We start from the raw sequence: 17969 nt of genomic DNA, 5'->3' as shown, positions 1-17969 counted from the left end.
AAACTATTTGACAATCCGTTGAAACCTTGACTGATTATAAGGCTCATCAAGCACAGCCTGGTATACTACTTTCAACTCTCGTCCGATCTCCGTAATGCTTTTCTCTTGTGCAGTTTTAAAACCAGCTGCGGTTACATTGGGCAACTGCTTATTAGTAATTTGTTCAATTAAAGAAATAAATTCTTGATTCGAGTTTCCCATGTAACAGTTGTAATGATCAAACATCCACCCACGATAAACCGGTATTTCTCTTAGCAATACGTTTTGTCGACTAGCCAAGGCTTCCAACACTACTATTCCCTCGGTTTCTTCGTAAGACGGAAAGAAAAACAAATGAGCAGCAGAATAAGCACCTTCTATTACTTCGCCTTTGATATATCCAGGAAATATAACGTTCGCTGGATGATCCTCCTTCACAATATTCCTTATTTTTCGTGGAATTGAATACAATGGAACATTCCCAAACCATATAAATTTGTAGTCCGGCATTTTTTTCGCTATTTCTACAAAATCAATCAATCCTTTACGTTCGAAAAAAAGACCGACACTAATAATCACCTTCTGGTCTGGCGATAAGGAAAAATACTTTCGAAAAGCAACTTCTTTTTCCTGATTAGGATAATAGCGTTGCAGATCTATTCCGTTTGAAATAGCAGCAATCGGCTGAGTTAATCCATACCCTTTTAGAAGGTCTCTTGAGTAGGGAGTAGGTGTAATCAAAAAATCGGCTTGACTATACAAATGAACGAGCCATTTTTTTACTAAAGGAGCCAGCTTATTTGAGCCAATAAAAGAATTCCTAAAATCTTCTTCTGTAGAATGCGCATGATAAATTACCTTTTTCCCTAGGCTTTTTGCTTTAGCTACCATTCTAGCACTATTTGGTCCATATGTATTTACATGTAAAATATCATAATCATTGCTTGTCGCATCCAACGTGTATTGAACACCTATTGACGACAAAGCACGTTTTTGATGGGCCAGCGCGCGACCAATTCCCGATTTGCCGATAATTGATTGTCCTTCAAAATATAATAAGACGTTCAATTACTTCACTCCTCTCCAACAGCAAATTCATTATACCATAGGGGTGTTCTTTTTCTATCAATCGAAAGTCTTAATTTAGTAAAATAAAAAAGCCACTACTCAACGAAAAGTAGTGGCTTCAAACACATTATTTTACGTAAGATTCTACTAATTCTACAACTTCTTCCATTGTGTCGCAATCCTTCAATGCTTTGCCAGCTAATTCAGCCATTTCTGAAGTAGTTAGACGTTTCATCAAACTGCGAGTTTTAAGAATAGATGTAGCGCTCATAGAAAATTCATCTAGACCCATACCCATTAATAACGGTACAGCCGTTTGGTCTCCAGCCATTTCTCCACACATACCAGCCCATTTACCTTCAGCGTGTGCTGCATCAATTACGTTTTTGATCAAGCGTAGGATTGATGGGTTATATGGTTGATATAAGTAAGAAACACGTTCGTTCATACGGTCAGCCGCCATTGTATATTGGATTAAGTCATTTGTTCCAACACTAAAGAAGTCAACTTCTTTTGCAAATTTATCAGCTAATACTGCAGCTGCAGGAATTTCGATCATGATACCTACTTGAATCGTATCTGATACTTTAACGCCTTCATTTACAAGTTTCTCGCGCTCTTCTTCATACATTTTCTTAGCCGCACGGAACTCTTTCAGCGTAGCTACCATTGGGAACATAATGCGTAAGTTACCATAGGCAGATGCACGTAGTAAAGCACGTAGCTGTGTACGGAACATTCCTTCACCTAGTTCAGACAAGCTGATACGTAGAGCACGATACCCTAAGAATGGATTCATTTCATGTGGTAATTTCAAGTATGGTAGTTCTTTATCTCCGCCGATGTCCATTGTACGAACAACAACAGGCTTTTCACCCATACCTTCTAGCACTGCTTTGTATGCTTCAAACTGAGCTTCTTCGGTTGGGAAATCAGCAGAATCCATGTACAAGAATTCTGTACGGTATAAGCCAATTGCTTCAGCACCATTGTTATGAACACCAGTTAAATCCTTTGGTGTACCAATGTTAGCAGCTAATTCAAAATGTTTGCCATCAGCCGTTACTGTTTCAGCATCTTTCAGTTTTTCCCACTCAGCTTTTTGAGCTGCGAAGTCTTCACCCGCTTTAACAAATTCAGCAGCTTGTTCATCAGTAGGGTTGATGATTGTTTCACCAGCGATACCATTGACTGCTAGAATGTCGCCTTCTTTAACTTTTGCAGTAATTTCCATTGTTCCAACAATTGCCGGAATCTCTAATGAACGTGCCATGATCGCTGAATGCGAAGTACGTCCACCAATGTCAGTTACGAAAGCTTTAACGAAGTTCTTATCTAATTGAGCCGTATCACTTGGAGTCAAGTCATGGGCAACTACGACAACTTCTTCATCGATCATAGAAGGATTTGGTAATTTCACACCTAAAAGATGAGCCATTACACGTTTTGTAACATCACGAATATCAGCTGCACGTTCTTGCATGTATGCATTATCATCCATTGCTTCAAACATACCGATATACATATCAGTTACTTCTTTTAATGCTGATTCAGCATTTACTTTATTATCATTAATATGTGTTTTGATTTGACCGATCATTTCTGGATCTGAAAGAACCATTAAATGGGCATCAAACACTTGAGCTTCTTCTTCACCTAAGCTTGTTGCAGCTTTATCCCGAATTTTTTGAAGTTCTGAAGAAGAAGCTGCTAAAGCGTCATCTAGACGTTTTTCTTCAGCAGCTGCATCTTCAATACTTTTCTTTTGGAAAGACAAATCCGGTTGAACTAGCAAGTAAGCTTTCGCAACGGCTACTCCGTCACTAGCGGCAATACCTTTTAGCATTTCAACCATTATTCAGATAGTCCTTCTTTCTTCATAGTTTCTACGATTGCTTCCATTGCATCTTTTTCGTCTGCACCTTCAGCAGAAATCGTAACGTCAGAACCTTGGCCAACACCTAGAGACATAACGCCCATGATTGATTTAAGGTTAACTGATTTTCCTTTATACTCTAAATTAATATCAGAGTTAAATTTGCTTGCAGTTTGCACTAATAATGTTGCTGGGCGTGCGTGAATCCCTGTTTCTGCTACTACGTGAAAATCTTTTTTTTCCATATTGACCGTTCTCCTTTATACAAGAAAATATTATTTTATGTTAGGGCTTTCTCAACATACGTTGGGAGATTACGCCCTTCATTCCTAAAGATTACCATTTTTTGGTTATCGATACAACAATTTTAGTCGATTTATTTCATTAAAATGTATACCCTTTCTTAAAATACCGATTTTACATGGAACAATCATTGTATTTTTCAGTTTTCACCATTTTTTTCATAACGCTATTTCCGATAGGAGAATTTTTTCATGAGAAATCCATATGGTTAGCACTCGTGTTTGTCGAGTGCTAATTTTTTCGAGCCTAACTCTTGATTTTCTTAAAAATGTTTGTATAATATTAATTAAGGTCAAAGAAAGTCAAAGTTTTGACCAGCGTATCTTTTTACGAGAATCCCCTCCTAGATGTACAATAGAGAAAAGGTGAAAGGGTGAATAAAATGCTTTGCCAAAATTGCCACAAAAATGAAGCAACAATTCATTTGTATGCGAATGTTAACGGACAACGAAAACAGTTAGATTATTGTCAAAGTTGTTATCAAAAACTAAAAAATCAAGCAACTGGAGGTGCTCCTCAAATGGCAGCAAACGATCCATTTGGATTTGGAAGCCTAGATGACTTATTTAGATCCATGTCCCAACAAATGCAGCAACAAGGTGCGATGGACCAAACTCCTCCTACACAATTTGGTGGTGGAAATGGTTTTAACGGCCAACAACCCCCTCGTGGAAACGGTGGCGGTGGACTCCTTGATGAGTTCGGAATTAATGTTACAAAATTAGCACGTGATGGAAATATTGATCCTGTTGTAGGTCGTGATGAAGAAATCCAGCGTGTCATTGAAATTTTAAATCGTCGGACAAAAAATAATCCTGTGCTTATCGGCGAACCTGGTGTAGGTAAAACTGCAGTAGTTGAGGGATTGGCACAAAAAATCGTCAACGGCGATGTTCCGCAAAAACTAATGGACAAAGAAGTTATCCGTTTAGATGTAGCTTCCCTTGTTCAAGGCACAGGTATTCGTGGTCAATTTGAGGAACGGATGCAAAAACTAATCGAAGAAATTCGCCAAGCAGAAAACATCATCTTATTCATTGATGAAGTACATGAGATTGTTGGTGCGGGTTCTGCTGGAGACGGCAATATGGATGCTGGAAATATTTTAAAACCTGCACTAGCTCGTGGCGAAATGCAGATGGTAGGCGCAACTACTTTAAACGAGTACCGCATCATTGAAAAAGATGCTGCGTTGGAACGACGTATGCAGCCTGTACGTGTCGATGAACCTAGTGTTGAGGAAACAATTGAGATCTTGAAAGGGTTACAACCACGTTACGAGGACTATCATCATGTAAAATATACTGATGAAGCGATTAAAGCGGCAGCTGAGCTTTCAAATCGTTATGTTCAAGATCGTTTCTTGCCAGATAAAGCGATCGATTTGCTGGATGAATCTGGCTCTAAAAAGAATTTAACGATTCAAATTGTTGATCCAAAGGTTATTGATAAAAAATTAGCGGAAGCAGAAGAACAGAAGAAAATAGCTTCTCAAGAAGAAGATTTCGAAAAAGCTGCCTATTATCGTGATCAAATCAATAAACTGCAACGAATGAAGGAACGTCAGATCACCGATGAAGAGACTCCTGTCATTACTGAAAAAGATATGGAAGTCATCGTTGAAAACAGTACGGGTATTCCAGTTGGTGAGTTGAAAGAAAAAGAACAAACGCAACTGAAAAATCTAGCTGACGACTTGAAAAAACATGTTATCGGTCAAGATGAAGCGGTAGATAAGGTTTCTAAAGCCATTCGTCGTAATCGTGTTGGTTTGAATAAGAAAAATCGGCCAATCGGTTCCTTCTTATTCGTTGGACCAACCGGTGTCGGTAAAACAGAATTAGCAAAACAACTAGCTTTTGAAATGTTTGGTTCCGAAGATTCGATGATCCGTTTTGACATGTCTGAGTATATGGAAAAACACAGTGTCTCTAAATTAATTGGTTCTCCTCCAGGCTACGTTGGCTATGAAGAAGCCGGTCAATTAACTGAGCGTGTTCGCCGTAATCCATATAGCTTAATTCTATTGGATGAAATTGAAAAAGCTCATCCAGATGTATTGCATATGTTCTTACAGATTCTTGACGATGGTCGCTTGACTGATGCGCAAGGACGTACAGTCAGCTTTAAAGATACTTTGATTATTATGACAAGCAATGCCGGGACTGGTAAAATCGAGGCCAATGTAGGTTTTGGTGCCGCTCGCGAAGGAACTACTCGCTCAGTATTGGGTCAATTGAAGGATTTCTTTGCACCAGAATTCTTGAATCGTTTTGATGGGATTATCGAGTTTAGTCCATTAACTAAAGAAGGTTTGATGGAAATCGTGTCCTTAATGATCGATGATGTTAACAACATGCTAGCTGACCAAAAACTTCACATTGATGTTCCAGTAAATGTAAAAGAAAAATTAGTTGATCTTGGCTACGACCCATCGATGGGGGCTCGCCCACTCCGCCGTACAATACAAGAAACTATTGAAGACGGCATTGCTGAATTTTATTTGGATCATCCAACCATCCATGATTTAAAAGCAAAACTGGATAAGGACGATACAATTGTCATCACTTCTAAACCTGAGCGTTTAGTGAAAGAAGACAGCAAAGAGTAAGCAAAAAAGCTGAGATAGAAATCTATCTCAGCTTTTTTGAGCTTTACCCTTCATTTTTTGGGAATTTTTTTATATAATTATCATAGAAATGTAATCTTAAGGGAAGGAGCATGACCATGAAACTAGTAAACGTTACTAACAGTCATTCGCGTCTGGTTTTCAGTCAACTTGAAAATACGGATGCAAATATGATAAAAGTTTACACGATCGGCAATACGACAGTAATCTTTACCGATGCTTACAAACATGCTGAAATCGTCATTAAAAATGATAAACGAAACATACAACAAAAAGAGATTGACTTTATACATAAATACTTTAGACGAAAATTAAGTGATGATAGCTATGATTTTGAGAACGTGACTACAATTGAATCACCAGGACTTATTGAAATTTCTATTGCAAAAAAAGAAGCCGAACTAACGAAATAGTGAAGACTACTCACTATTTCGCTGGTTCGTTTTTTCTATTTTAGTGTATTTCTTTTTTCCTAAACTTTTTAAAAATGGATAGCTTTGTTATACAAATCAAGCCGAATACGACAATAAACTGACTTACTGGTACACCAGCTCCAGTATAAATTGTCATAAATGTTTCCTTTCTGTCTGGAGACCACGAACAAAACCAAAACCATAATGCACCTACATTAAACTCTTCAATTCTACATCTGGATATTTATCTGAAAACCATCGCATAGCAAACTGATTCTCAAATAAAAACAAGGGTTGATCGAAACGATCCTTTGCTAGAATATTTCGACTTGAGCTCATCCGTTCGTCCAAATCTTCTGGTTTGATCCAACGAGCAATCTTATTCCCCATTGGCGTCATAACTACTTCTGCATTGTATTCATTTTGCATACGGTATTGGAAGACTTCAAACTGAAGCTGCCCTACAGCACCGATAATATAATCTTCAGTGAGGTAGGTTTTATACAATTGAATCGCACCTTCTTGAACCAGTTGGTTAATCCCTTTATGGAAAGACTTTTGCTTCATAACATTTTTAGCAGTTACTTTCATGAATAATTCTGGTGTAAATGAGGGAAGCTCTTCATAGGAAACTTTCATTTTCCCTTCGTATAACGTATCACCGATTTGGTAATTTCCCGTATCATAAACCCCAATAATGTCTCCTGCTACCGCTTCTTCGATGTTCTCACGTGCATCAGCCATGAACTGAGTGACGTTGCTTAGCTTCATCTTTTTATCGGTACGATTTAACGTAACGTCCATTCCCCGTTCAAAGGTTCCTGAACAAACTCTGACAAAAGCAATTCTGTCTCGATGATTAGGATTCATATTGGCTTGAATTTTAAAGACAAAACCTGAGAATTCTTCTTCATAAGGCGAGACTTCTTGGCCCTCTTCTGTTTTATGCGCATACGGCTTAGGTGCCAAATGAACAAAAGTTTCTAAAAAGGTTTTCACTCCAAAATTTGTTAACGCTGATCCGAAGAACACAGGTGTTTGTTCACCTTTTGAAATTTTTTCTAAGTCAAAAGCATCCCCAGCTTCTTGTACCAATTCAACTTCACCTAAAACATCTTCATAAATCGATTGTTCTTTCAAGGGATGATCGCCAGCAATCTCTCCATCTGTCAATGGAATATAACGTTCTCCATCATATTGTTCGGGACGGTAAAGTTCAATCCGTTTATTGTGAATATCATAAAGCCCTTCTAGACCTTTCCCCATACCTATTGGCCAATTCATTGGATAGGATTCAATATTTAGTAATTCTTCCAATTCTTCTAATAAATCCAGTGGTTCGCGACCATCACGATCCAGTTTGTTTATGAAAGTAAAAATTGGAATTCCTCGTCGTTTTACAACTTGGAACAATTTCTTTGTCTGAGCTTCAATCCCTTTAGCGCTGTCTATCACCATTACCGCACTATCTACAGCCATCAACGTTCGATAAGTATCTTCAGAGAAATCTTCATGCCCAGGTGTATCTAAAATATTTACCCGTTTTCCTTCATAATCAAACTGCATAACGGAGCTTGTAACCGAAATCCCCCGTTGCTTTTCTATATCCATCCAGTCAGATTTTGCAAAGTTTCCGGTCTTTTTCCCTTTTACTGTTCCGGCTTGACGTATAGCTCCGCCGAACAATAAAAGCTGTTCAGTAATTGTTGTTTTCCCAGCATCCGGATGGGAAATAATAGCAAAAGTTCGACGACTGTCGACTTGTTCTTTTAATTTTGGATTGTTCATTAGTTTGCTCCCTTTAACAAATTTCAACCCAATTAGTATAGCATGGATGGTCTAAAATAGGGAAGTTCTAAACGAATTTTACAGATAAACTTCATACCTATTAAGCAGATGGAAGCATCCACAGAAAACTTTCTTATACTCTTTTTCAAAAGTGCTATTTACAAAAATGATTCTAATGTTACAATGAGATTACTAATATTTCTTTTTTGTATCTTTTTTTGAATTATATCAGTTAGGAGAAGTTTATGCGTCTATCTAGAAAAATTGTTACGACCGTTTTTATACTAGTGTTGGTTAGTACCCTCTCGCTTGTTCTTTATTTTAAAAGTCATTTTCTACCTTGGGCAAAGGTGAATGATTTTTCAGTTGGCGGTATGATGATTTCACAAGCTCAAAAAGAATTGTCCAACAAATATGATACCCTTACAACACAACTGGTACGAGAGGACACTTCTGTTACATTAACATTTGAGGATCCGTACCTATTGTCTGAAAATATTCTTAAGACGAACTTGCATCGCTCATCTTTTCAGCTTCCTTTAACCGACACTATCAAAGCACAAGTGCAAGCAAAAATAGACGCTAGCGATTTTGGGACCGAAACAGCTAGTCAAAATGCTGTTGTTACCCACAGCAAACAAAAATTTATTCTTGAACCTGAAAAAAAGGGCACAGCGATAAACCGAGAGCAGCTCGCTAAAAAGTTGTGTGATGATTTAGCAGAAGGTCAGCTAAAAGAAACCTATCAATTAAGTGACTTTTATCTTCTACCAGAAGTTACCTCCAACGATCTTGATAAAACAATTAAGGAGTTGAATCAGCTGGTAAAGACGGATAAAACTTTATTGATTTCAAAACGAAAGGTTCATTTTTCAAAAGAGATGTTTTTTGCTTCTGTGAATGAAGTTGGCAAGTTCGATTCTGGAATGATTGCTTCTGTGGTTCAAAATCTGAATCGAGAATATTCGACAATTGATCGTCCAGTTGATTTTACAAACGTTCATGGCTCACATTTACGTTTTAAAAACGTGGGTAATTACGGCTGGTATATTAATACAGAGAAGGCTACCAATTTACTGGCTAAACAGCTTCCTAATAATAAAGACGAAACTATCAAGCTCCCTCTTGAAGGAGATCCTGTTAAGCAGCCGTTGCATGTGAAGCAGAATTATATTGAAGTAGATTTGGATAACCAGAAAATGTACTGTTTTCAAAAAGGTAAAAAAGTCGTTGCTACCGATATCATTACTGGTCAATTTACTAAGGGAACAGCAACTGTACCAGGATTTCATACGATTATGGATAAACAAAAGGATACTTTTTTGAGCGGTGAGATAGTTAATGGAGATGGAACTTACCGTGTGCCTGTTAATTACTGGATGCCTTTTTTAAGCTATGGTCAAACGATTACTGAGATTGGCATTCACGATACTGAGCATAAAAGAGAGTCTTTCGGGAATGATCAAGCCTTTAAAACGAGTTTAGGAAGTTACGGTTGCATTAATACGCCCCTAGATAAAGTCGCAGAAATCTACGACTACAGCTATATTGGTATGCCGGTCTTTGTGTACGGACATGTTTATGATGACGCTCCTGGAGAATATGATAAACCAGTTGATTATGGTGAAGAAATTAAAAAGAACTAGTCTACTCAAGCTCGAGTAAACTAGTCCTTTTTTTACCTTCGTGGTTCGTCATCGTCGAAATCTTTCGTGAATAAGCGACGCTCTTCTTCAGGCTCCACATTTTCATCTTCTTCTGGATGGAAAATGGCTCGAACGGTTAATACCCGTGAACCTTCCATTTCCTCAGAAATTAAAGTTACGTTATCTACATCAAAGGAAAGCTTCTCACCTGCATCTGGAATTGTACCCAATGCTGTAATTAGATAGCCTGCCATGGTATCAACGTCACTCATATGAAGACTGGTATCAAATTCTTCATTGAATTCATCGATCAACATTTTTCCATTGATCAGAAACTCTGTGTCTGAAACTTTTTCGTAAAGCTTCTCAATTTCATCCGATTCATCGTCGATTTCGCCGACAATTTCTTCTAACAGATCTTCTAAGGTTACTAAACCAACCATTCCACCATATTCATCCAATAGAATAGACATTTGGTTCTGCGTTTTTTTCAATTCATACAATAAATCATCGATAAAGATCGTTTCAGGAACAAAAAGAGGTTCTTGGATAATTTGATGCAGATCAATATTTTCAAAGCCACATTCTCTTGCTGCCTTTAACAAGTTTTTCGTATGAACAATCCCTATAATCTTGTCCTTGTCTTCATCGTACACAGGAATTCGTGAATAGCTTTCGCTTAAGATTTCGTCGACGATTTCCGTTACAGGATCATTTATATCGATCATAAATGAGTCCGTCCGCGGAACCATTACTTCACGAGCGACCTTCGTGTCTAAAGAAAAAACACCTTGCAGCATTTCAATTTCTTCAGTATCCAGTACTCCTTCTGTTTCCAGCATATAACGCATTTCATCACGAGTCATTTTTGTATCTTCATCGTCAAACTTCATTGGTGTTAATTTTGCCAGCAAGTTGGTTGAAGCTGTCAACAACCAAACAAAGGGCTTAGCAATGATTCCTAATTTTCGGACGACACTTGAAGTAACCTGCGCAACCTTTTCAGTGTGGGTCATTGCGATTCGCTTAGGATATAATTCACCAAATACAATTGAAACATAAGTCAATAAAAGCATGATCAATACATTTGCGATTGTCCTAGCTGCTGCAGTCCCACCTAAAACGGGCGCTAAGCGAGCAGCGAGACTATCCGCCAAGGAAGCCCCTGACAAGATATTTACTAAAGTAATCCCAACTTGTATTGTGGATAAAAAGTTGTTCGGCTCTCTAATAATCTCCAGTAGTTTTTGGGATTTAAGATTTCCCTCTTCAGCTTTTTGTTCTACACGATTTTTATTAACTGATACAACCGCAATTTCTGCCGCAGCAAGAAATCCGTTGATCAAAGTCAACACAACTAACAATAATAGTTGGAAGACTAACGACTGACTATCGGGGTCAGCATTCATAATTGCATTCGCTCCTTATCATTTTCATAAACTGTAAAAAAAGTGGCTCTTAGCCACATTAAAATCGTATCATAACCGATGTTTTTATGCAATATTTGTTCTCACTTAACTGAGAAACTCCTGTTCCCGTTCTTCTTTTTTGCTTTCTTGGACAATTTTTACAATAAAAACTACCAAAGTCCGAACGATCGCATAAACTGGTACCCCTAAGAAAACACCTAAAACACCCGCTAAATTTCCAGCAACTAACAAAATCAGGATAATCGTAAGTGGATGAATGTTTAAAGACTTACCAATAACATTTGGATAAATGACATTACCATCGATCTGCTGCACAATTACTACAATCACAATACAAAGTAGTGCCTTCACTGGGCTGTCAAAGAAGCTGTAAATTAAAGCCGGAGCTAATCCAAGATAGGGTCCTAAATAAGGAATCAAGTTAGTTAAGCCAGCAATCACTCCAAATAAGAAGGCATAGTCAACGCCGATCAACAAATAACCTAGAAAAGTGAAAGTTCCAACGAAAAGACATTCGATTGCTTGTCCACTAATGTAATCAGACAGCGTTTTATTCATCTGTCCCAACAAATCTTTGATGTTGGCTTGCTGTTTCACCGGAAAAACCCGTTCGATGTTAGGAACTAATTTATCTCCGTCTTTTAACATATAAAACAAAATGAAAGGAACTGTCACTAACAAGATTGCTGTGGTAGCCAACGTACCAATTAGCGAACTTAAGCTAGTCGTAACACCGCTTAAAAACTGCTGTAAAATCGTCCCAGCAGAAACATCCAGATTGTTGATGTATTGATCCACATCCAACTGTTGAAATAATGGAAAATGACTGGCTTGGCCGCTAATTTCAGTCAACCAATCTTGAATCTCGACAATAAAGGTAGGAACATTTGCCGCCAACGAAGCAATTTGCTGAACTAAATTGGGTATTATACTCATGACCATTAACACAATCATTATAATGAGTAACAGGAAAATAAGGGCTATCGCCACAATGCGTTTCATCCCTAAGCGCGTCAGCAAGCGTACTAACGGGTTGAGTAAATAATAAAGAAAACCGGCAATCAAAACTGGGGCAAACAATGTCGTAAAGAATGTGCCAATCGGTTGAAAGACAAAGTCAATTCTTGACGAAACCCAGATCAAGGTTGCCAAAATCAATAGCTCTAAAGACCAGAACATCAATTTTGAATTCTTGAGTTTTTCAAACATTTCAATACCTCTTTTATCTAATTTGTTATATAGTATACAACAGTAAGTCAAATGAGACTGTTTTTTTGAACTAGGAAGGTGAAAAAAATGAAAATCTTAATTACTAAGGACACGATGAGCGACATTTATCTGGATGCCGTTAAAATTCGTAACCAAGTGTTCATTAAAGAACAAGGCGTTCCTTTAGCCAGGGAAATTGATAAAAATGAAGCCTATTCTGTTCACTTTGTCTTATACCTAGACGAGCACAAAGCTGCTGCAACCGTTCGTTTGTTACCACTAAATTCACAGGAATTAAAATTGCAACGAATGGCCGTGCTAGAAGAGTATCGAGGCCAACATCTCGGTGAAGCTGTGATTAAAGAAGCTGAACGATTCGCTAAGCAGCAAGGATTTCAAGAGGTTCGGCTGGATGCGCAATTAACCGCTCAACCATTTTATGAAAATCAGGGCTATACAGCTTATGGCGAAGTCTTCGAAGACGCACAGATCGAGCACATTCATATGAAAAAAGAGCTATAAAAAACTGCTGACCTTTCAATCAGCAGTTTTTTCTTATTTCCGCGACAATTGCTTGTAGCGATCATACCAAATATCAATATAGCCTTGAGAAAAAGGACCTTTGCCATTGTTAATCCAATCAACGAGAATCTTGACATTTTCTTTCAAAATAAAATCAATTTCCTTGGAGTAATGCATTTGTTTGCTGTGGGCTTCGTATTCGTCAACATCTAAAAGACGCTTCTCTCCATCAGGAAAGACTTTTACATCTAAATCGTAGTCAATATACTTCAAAGCTTCATCATCCAAAACATAAGGTGATGCTAGATTACAATAGTAGGAAACTCCTTTCTCTCTAATCATTGCTATTACATTGAACCAGTACTTCGTGTGAAAATAAACGATTGCTGGTTCACGAGTAACCCATCTGCGCCCATCTGATTCAGTAACCAACGTGTGGTCGTTTAGGCCGATAATTGAACACTCGCTTGTTTTTAATACCATGGTATCTCGCCACGTTCGATGCAAGCTGCCGTCGTGTTTATAACTTTTGATCGTTATAAACTCTCCTTCTTTAGGAACTCCCATTGCTACCCTTCCCTCAGCGAAAATTTTTTCGCATTTGTTTGGGTGTTATCACACCGACATCAGAATTATTATAGCAATAAAACAGGCGCTTGCCTACCAATGATTGTCAGACGTTTGATTATTTTCCCATACCGCTAACATTTTCTGTTGTGGTTTTGGGAAAACAAAGTTAGAGAAATCCTCTTTTTTCACCCATGAACCGCTACTTTTCAAGGTTTCGTTCGTCCGACCGTAAAACACTAAAATATGCCACTTCAGGTGACTAAATACATGCGTCACTTCACCAATAATTTTTTTCTGCCACACAATCGGATATTCTTGAAAGATCAAAGGGCTATCTTCCGCCACTAGCTCATTAGAAAATAGATTTAAATCCTCTGTATAGGAGCTTTTCAGTTCTTCAAAGCGTGCTTGTGAAACCTCTTCTAAGGGAAACAACCACATGCTTGCTAGCAAACCAGAATCTGGACGCTGCTGCAAGAAAAATTCCTGCTGCTGATTTTCAATTATTCCAGCAACATAATAAATATCCTTTGGTTTCATTTTTTTGCTTTTTATTGGAAAGTCGGTTTGGCGTTGCTGCTTGTAAGCAAGGCAAAATGACTGAATCGGACATTCTGCACAATTTGGAGAAGTAGGCGTACAAATTGAAGAGCCTAAATCCATCATAGCCTGGTTAAAATCACCTGGTTCTTCGTGACTGATGATTGTGCGCATCGCTTCATCAAAGACTTTTCGACTGCTAGCTTTGGCAATATCAGCTTCGATACAAAACAGGCGGCTGACTACTCGCATCACATTGCCATCGATTGCTGGTTCAGGCAACTTGAAAGAAATGCTGCCAATCGCTCCGGCAGTATAGGGACCAATCCCCTTGAGAGAGCGGATCTTTTCGATAGTAGCAGGCATTCGACCATTAAATTCCGCTAAAATTTGTTGGGCTGCCGTCTGCAGATTTCTTGCACGAGAGTAATAACCTAAGCCTTCCCAGATTTTTAGCAATTTTTCCTCTGGTGAAGCGGCCAAATCAGCAATTGTCGGAAAAGCGTCCATAAATCGATAGTAATAATCGATGACTGTGTCTACTCGGGTTTGCTGCAGCATGATTTCTGAAATCCATACTCGATAAGGATCTTGGTTATAACGCCAAGGTAAGTTTCGTTTTTCTTTTTGGTACCATGTTAAAAATTCTTCTTGGAATTGTTGAACCTCAGCTGATGACCAGGCTTCCCAAGGTTTATTATTCATCGTCTTCTTCCTCTTTTTTAGCAATAAAAGCATCGATTGCATCCAGGCTAAAGCCTTTTTGATACAAGCTCTGCTTCACTTTTTGTTTACGCTTTGCTTTGGCGAAACGCTGATTTGAACGCCATAAACGATCCCCTTGTATTTCTAAGGCGTCATCTTCTTGTTCTTGAATTTCATCGAAATCTATTTCTGCAATAACACGTTTAATGATGTCAGTGGAGAACCCTTTGCTCATCATGGTTTGATTCAATTTCTGCTGAATTTCCCGCACACTCTTGTCATGATATTTTCGCATTGCTTTTTCCGCTGTTTGCAGGGCAACATTGTATTGATCATCTTCTTCATACAGGGCCAGACTTGCTTCGATATCCTGATCGCTTAAGCCCTTTTCCTTCAGTTTCTGTTTGATGACACGCGGTCCCTTGTCACTTAGCCGCATCTGCGTACGTACGAAACTTTCTCCATAGGCAACATCATCTAATAAGTCTAACTCTTTCAGCCGCTCTATGATCTTGTAACGATCCTTCGAGCCGATTTCTTTTTCCTTTAAATAGCTGTGAATCTCTTTTTCAGTTCGCAACTGGTAATTTAAATAGTTCAAAGCCAATTGAAACCCCATGTCTTCATTACTGGCATTTTTGATTTCATCAATTTCTTTTTCAGTAATTTCCCGATCTTTTAATAATCGGTAACTAATTAATGTATCTTCAGAAACACGCAGTACTTCTCCGTTAGACAATTCCACATTATAAAAAGCATTGCGGCCTTTGTTTACTTTACTAATGGTAATCATTGATAGACCTCCTTTGCGAACATTAATTCTATCATAGAAAACAGCACCTTTGGTAAATATATGCTAAAATGTAGCCAGAAAGGAGCAGATTATGCCTGTTCAATTAAAACTTAACCAATCTCTAACTTTAAAGATCAAACGGCTTGGGATTAATGGTGAAGGAATTGCTTATTACAAACGTTTAATTGTCTTTGTCAAAGGTGCCCTGCCCAAAGAAACGGTTGTTGTAAAGATCACTAAATCTACGCCACGTTATGCGGAAGCTCAACTAATTCAAATCAAAGAAGCGAGTCCTGATCGGGTAATTCCACCTTGTCCGGTTTATGATGTGTGTGGGGGCTGTCAATTGCAACACCTGGCTTATGAGCAACAGCTCGTCTTCAAAAAAGACCTACTAAAACAAGCACTGGAAAAATATCGTCCCGAAGGCTATCAACAGTATCAATTACGCAAAACGCTAGGTATGGCCGAACCTTGGCATTATCGAAACAAAGCTCAATTTCAATTACGAGAAAATCACAAAAGTAAAAAGGTAGAAGCTGGACTTTATCAAATCGACTCTCATCAGCTAGTACCGATTACTGATTGTCTTGTCCAAGAACCCGCTACCCAGAAAGTGATGAATACCGCCACCCAGTTATTGACGAAATATTCAATACCTATTTATGATGAACGGAAAAATTCAGGCATCTTGCGTACACTTATGGTTCGTGTAGGAATTGAAACGGGCGAAGTGCAACTCGTTCTTATTTCTAGAACGAAAAAAATCCCTCAAGTAAATGCTTTTATTCGAGAAATGAACCAACGTTGCCCTGAAGTGGTTTCTATCATGCAAAATATTCAAGACAAAAAGACATCGGTAATTATGGGAGATGAAACCATCCATTTATGGGGGAAAGAAACCATTGATGAAAAAATCAATGAAGTTTCCTTTGAACTCTCGGCACGTGCCTTTTTTCAGCTGAATCCAAAACAAACGAAAGTTTTATACCACGAAGCGTTGAAGGCATTGGCTTTAAAAAAAGACAAAACCGTCGTAGATGCTTACTGTGGAGTAGGAACAATCGGTTTATCTTTAGCTAAACAAGCAAAGGAAGTTCGAGGGATGGATATTATTCCCCAAGCGATTGATGATGCGAAGAAAAATGCGGCGAAGATGGGCTTGACTAATACCCATTATGAGGTAGGTTCGGCAGAAGAATTGCTGCCAAAATGGCTAGCGGAAGGCTTTAAACCAGATGCTATTGTTGTTGACCCACCGAGAACAGGCTTGGACGAGAAACTACTAACAGCTATCGTCAAGCAGCCAAGTGAGCAGCTTATCTATATATCTTGTAATGTTTCAACTTTGGCACGGGATCTTAAGCCGTTGTCAAAAATATATAACGTGGAATATTTACAATCAGTCGATATGTTTCCCCAGACCGCTCGTTGTGAAGTGGTTGTAAAGATGACGAAAAAATAGCGGCTCTATAATACCTAGTGTTGGTGACAGAAATTGTCGCTAACACTTTTTTTGTGAAAAGATAAAAAGGACACCTTGAAATCCTTTAGGAAAAGTCGACGTAAACCAATCAAAAGGAGGGCTTCAAGATGTCCAATTCAAAATCTACCAAAGAAATAATTTTTATTCCAGACGTGAGTCTTATTTTTTCTGATGTACCTCTTAATGATAATTCATTAAAACTATGTAATCGAACTTTTTTAGTTGAAGATACGATCGATGATCGCTATTATTTTGCTGCTCCACTAGTCTAATAAACAATTCTCAAACCCAATATCGATGCCTTTTATCCCTTTATCACCCATTTAGAACGTGTATTGCCTATCACATTTATACGTACATTACGGAACTTTGAGATAAACAAGGCACTACCATAGCGGATACTCACATTTTGAAGTATGGTGTTTTGACAAATTAAAGTCACTCTAAGACAAGTAGCAGGAGTTATTAGTTTTGTCATGATGTATGGCAAAATTCATCAATTGTTAAATATTGTAGGCAATCGATAATTAACAAATTTACGAAATTATTTTAACCAATCTCCAAATAAAACATGAGAAGCGATTCGTTTAGTCGCAACGGCTCTTTCGATCCTTAGTTTAAGAGTTTCACAAATTGTCATCGATCGTTTTCACGTTAGCCAACATATCATCGGTCCTACTTTTCTACAACAAAGAATCCAAGTGATAAAAACTTCAAAATGAGTATTATCAATACAAATATTTAAAGATTTATGGGAATTTACTTCAAAAGAATGCTTGGAAATCAATTTATGAAAAGCAATACTGGCGACCTTTATTTAAAACTCCTTGTTCTAAAGCGAGTCGCCTATGTTTTAGAAATTTCTATAACTCTATGGAACAAATTTCTTATACAGAAGAAAGTATTTGAAAAGGATAAAACCAAAAAAGAAGACAAACGAGCGGTACGCAGAAAAGCTGCTTAACCGCTCGTATTATTCTACTCTGCCAGCACTAATTGACAAAGAGCTAGG

The 17969-nt window shown here is 38.1% G+C and carries 16 protein-coding genes; 7 read left to right on the top strand and 9 right to left on the bottom strand.

Annotation, left to right across the window (positions count from 1 at the left end; translation table 11 throughout):
• Nucleotides 1-3: 3 nt before the first annotated feature.
• The 3 genes from IGI42_RS16280 to IGI42_RS16270 form a co-directional block, all read right to left on the bottom strand.
• Nucleotides 4-1047 (bottom strand): glycosyltransferase, encoded by a 1044-nt coding sequence (locus IGI42_RS16280; protein ID WP_438716921.1) that lies wholly within the window; start codon nt 1045-1047, stop codon nt 4-6.
• A gap of 127 nt (nt 1048-1174) precedes the next feature.
• Nucleotides 1175-2902, bottom strand: a complete 1728-nt coding sequence (ptsP, locus tag IGI42_RS16275; protein ID WP_438716920.1) for a phosphoenolpyruvate--protein phosphotransferase — start codon at nt 2900-2902, stop codon at nt 1175-1177.
• A complete protein-coding gene (locus IGI42_RS16270) occupies nt 2902-3168 on the bottom strand; it encodes a phosphocarrier protein HPr (protein ID WP_438716919.1) in 267 nt (88 codons plus the stop codon). The genes ptsP and IGI42_RS16270 overlap by 1 nt, the downstream gene beginning before the upstream one ends.
• A 440-nt stretch (nt 3169-3608) precedes the next feature.
• Here IGI42_RS16270 and IGI42_RS16265 point away from each other — a divergent pair, with 440 nt between their 5' ends.
• On the top strand, nt 3609-5837 hold the full coding sequence (locus IGI42_RS16265; protein ID WP_438716918.1) for an AAA family ATPase: 2229 nt from the start codon (nt 3609-3611) through the stop codon (nt 5835-5837).
• 116 nt (nt 5838-5953) lie between these two features.
• The gene (locus IGI42_RS16260) at nt 5954-6268 is read left to right on the top strand and encodes a DUF1827 family protein (protein WP_438716917.1); all 315 of its coding nucleotides are present in this window, start codon (nt 5954-5956) and stop codon (nt 6266-6268) included.
• A 210-nt stretch (nt 6269-6478) separates the two neighbouring features.
• Here the strand turns inward: IGI42_RS16260 and IGI42_RS16255 are convergent, their stop codons facing one another.
• Nucleotides 6479-8056: a peptide chain release factor 3 gene (locus IGI42_RS16255; RefSeq protein ID WP_438716916.1), complete on the bottom strand. Its 1578-nt coding sequence runs from the start codon at nt 8054-8056 to the stop codon at nt 6479-6481.
• Nucleotides 8057-8301: 245 nt separating this feature from the next.
• Here IGI42_RS16255 and IGI42_RS16250 point away from each other — a divergent pair, with 245 nt between their 5' ends.
• Complete coding sequence (locus IGI42_RS16250) at nt 8302-9702, top strand: L,D-transpeptidase (RefSeq protein ID WP_438716915.1); 1401 nt, start codon at nt 8302-8304, stop codon at nt 9700-9702.
• 32 nt (nt 9703-9734) lie between these two features.
• On the opposite strand, the gene IGI42_RS16245 is transcribed toward IGI42_RS16250, so the two are convergent.
• Nucleotides 9735-11111, bottom strand: coding sequence for a hemolysin family protein (locus tag IGI42_RS16245; protein WP_438716914.1), 1377 nt, complete (start codon nt 11109-11111; stop codon nt 9735-9737).
• Between the two features lie 105 nt (nt 11112-11216).
• Nucleotides 11217-12341 (bottom strand): AI-2E family transporter, encoded by a 1125-nt coding sequence (locus tag IGI42_RS16240; RefSeq protein WP_438716913.1) that lies wholly within the window; start codon nt 12339-12341, stop codon nt 11217-11219.
• 87 nt (nt 12342-12428) lie between these two features.
• Between IGI42_RS16240 and IGI42_RS16235 the strand changes: the two genes are divergently transcribed.
• A complete protein-coding gene (locus IGI42_RS16235) occupies nt 12429-12863 on the top strand; it encodes a GNAT family N-acetyltransferase (RefSeq protein ID WP_438716912.1) in 435 nt (144 codons plus the stop codon).
• Nucleotides 12864-12896: 33 nt separating this feature from the next.
• Here the strand turns inward: IGI42_RS16235 and ntdP are convergent, their stop codons facing one another.
• The 3 genes from ntdP to recX all read right to left on the bottom strand — a co-directional run bounded on the left by ntdP (nt 12897) and on the right by recX (nt 15471).
• Nucleotides 12897-13430, bottom strand: a complete 534-nt coding sequence (ntdP, locus tag IGI42_RS16230) for a nucleoside tri-diphosphate phosphatase (RefSeq protein WP_438716911.1) — start codon at nt 13428-13430, stop codon at nt 12897-12899.
• Nucleotides 13431-13523: 93 nt separating this feature from the next.
• Nucleotides 13524-14678, bottom strand: coding sequence for an A/G-specific adenine glycosylase (gene mutY, locus IGI42_RS16225; RefSeq protein WP_438716910.1), 1155 nt, complete (start codon nt 14676-14678; stop codon nt 13524-13526).
• Nucleotides 14671-15471 carry a recombination regulator RecX gene (gene recX, locus IGI42_RS16220; RefSeq protein ID WP_438716909.1) on the bottom strand — a complete coding sequence of 267 codons (801 nt, stop codon included), beginning with the start codon at nt 15469-15471 and terminating at the stop codon, nt 14671-14673. The genes mutY and recX overlap by 8 nt, the downstream gene beginning before the upstream one ends.
• Before the next feature lie 91 nt (nt 15472-15562).
• On the opposite strand from recX, the gene rlmD reads away from it, so the two are divergent.
• The 3 genes from rlmD (at nt 15563) to IGI42_RS16205 (ending at nt 17921) form a co-directional block, all read left to right on the top strand.
• Nucleotides 15563-16936 carry a 23S rRNA (uracil(1939)-C(5))-methyltransferase RlmD gene (gene rlmD / locus IGI42_RS16215; protein WP_438716908.1) on the top strand — a complete coding sequence of 458 codons (1374 nt, stop codon included), beginning with the start codon at nt 15563-15565 and terminating at the stop codon, nt 16934-16936.
• A 128-nt stretch (nt 16937-17064) separates the two neighbouring features.
• Nucleotides 17065-17229 (top strand): hypothetical protein, encoded by a 165-nt coding sequence (locus tag IGI42_RS16210; RefSeq protein WP_438716907.1) that lies wholly within the window; start codon nt 17065-17067, stop codon nt 17227-17229.
• 518 nt (nt 17230-17747) lie between these two features.
• Nucleotides 17748-17921 carry a hypothetical protein gene (locus tag IGI42_RS16205; RefSeq protein ID WP_438716906.1) on the top strand — a complete coding sequence of 58 codons (174 nt, stop codon included), beginning with the start codon at nt 17748-17750 and terminating at the stop codon, nt 17919-17921.
• Nucleotides 17922-17969: the final 48 nt, after the last annotated feature.

The organism is Enterococcus sp. AZ109 (assembly GCF_051714625.1).
Lineage (GTDB): Bacteria > Bacillota > Bacilli > Lactobacillales > Enterococcaceae > Enterococcus_A.
This window is presented reverse-complemented; position numbering and strand designations above follow the sequence as displayed.

Coding starts and splice junctions, on each gene's coding strand:
- IGI42_RS16270 (WP_438716919.1), bottom strand. CDS start 3,168: ATGGAAAAAAAAGATTTTCACGTAGTAGCAGAAACAGGGATTCACGCA.
- IGI42_RS16255 (WP_438716916.1), bottom strand. CDS start 8,056: ATGAACAATCCAAAATTAAAAGAACAAGTCGACAGTCGTCGAACTTTT.
- IGI42_RS16245 (WP_438716914.1), bottom strand. CDS start 11,111: ATGAATGCTGACCCCGATAGTCAGTCGTTAGTCTTCCAACTATTATTG.
- IGI42_RS16265 (WP_438716918.1), top strand. CDS start 3,609: ATGCTTTGCCAAAATTGCCACAAAAATGAAGCAACAATTCATTTGTAT.
- IGI42_RS16205 (WP_438716906.1), top strand. CDS start 17,748: ATGAAAAGCAATACTGGCGACCTTTATTTAAAACTCCTTGTTCTAAAG.
- IGI42_RS16240 (WP_438716913.1), bottom strand. CDS start 12,341: ATGTTTGAAAAACTCAAGAATTCAAAATTGATGTTCTGGTCTTTAGAG.
- IGI42_RS16210 (WP_438716907.1), top strand. CDS start 17,065: ATGTCCAATTCAAAATCTACCAAAGAAATAATTTTTATTCCAGACGTG.
- ntdP (WP_438716911.1), bottom strand. CDS start 13,430: ATGGGAGTTCCTAAAGAAGGAGAGTTTATAACGATCAAAAGTTATAAA.
- IGI42_RS16250 (WP_438716915.1), top strand. CDS start 8,302: ATGCGTCTATCTAGAAAAATTGTTACGACCGTTTTTATACTAGTGTTG.
- ptsP (WP_438716920.1), bottom strand. CDS start 2,902: ATGGTTGAAATGCTAAAAGGTATTGCCGCTAGTGACGGAGTAGCCGTT.
- rlmD (WP_438716908.1), top strand. CDS start 15,563: ATGCCTGTTCAATTAAAACTTAACCAATCTCTAACTTTAAAGATCAAA.
- recX (WP_438716909.1), bottom strand. CDS start 15,471: ATGATTACCATTAGTAAAGTAAACAAAGGCCGCAATGCTTTTTATAAT.
- IGI42_RS16260 (WP_438716917.1), top strand. CDS start 5,954: ATGAAACTAGTAAACGTTACTAACAGTCATTCGCGTCTGGTTTTCAGT.
- IGI42_RS16235 (WP_438716912.1), top strand. CDS start 12,429: ATGAAAATCTTAATTACTAAGGACACGATGAGCGACATTTATCTGGAT.
- mutY (WP_438716910.1), bottom strand. CDS start 14,678: ATGAATAATAAACCTTGGGAAGCCTGGTCATCAGCTGAGGTTCAACAA.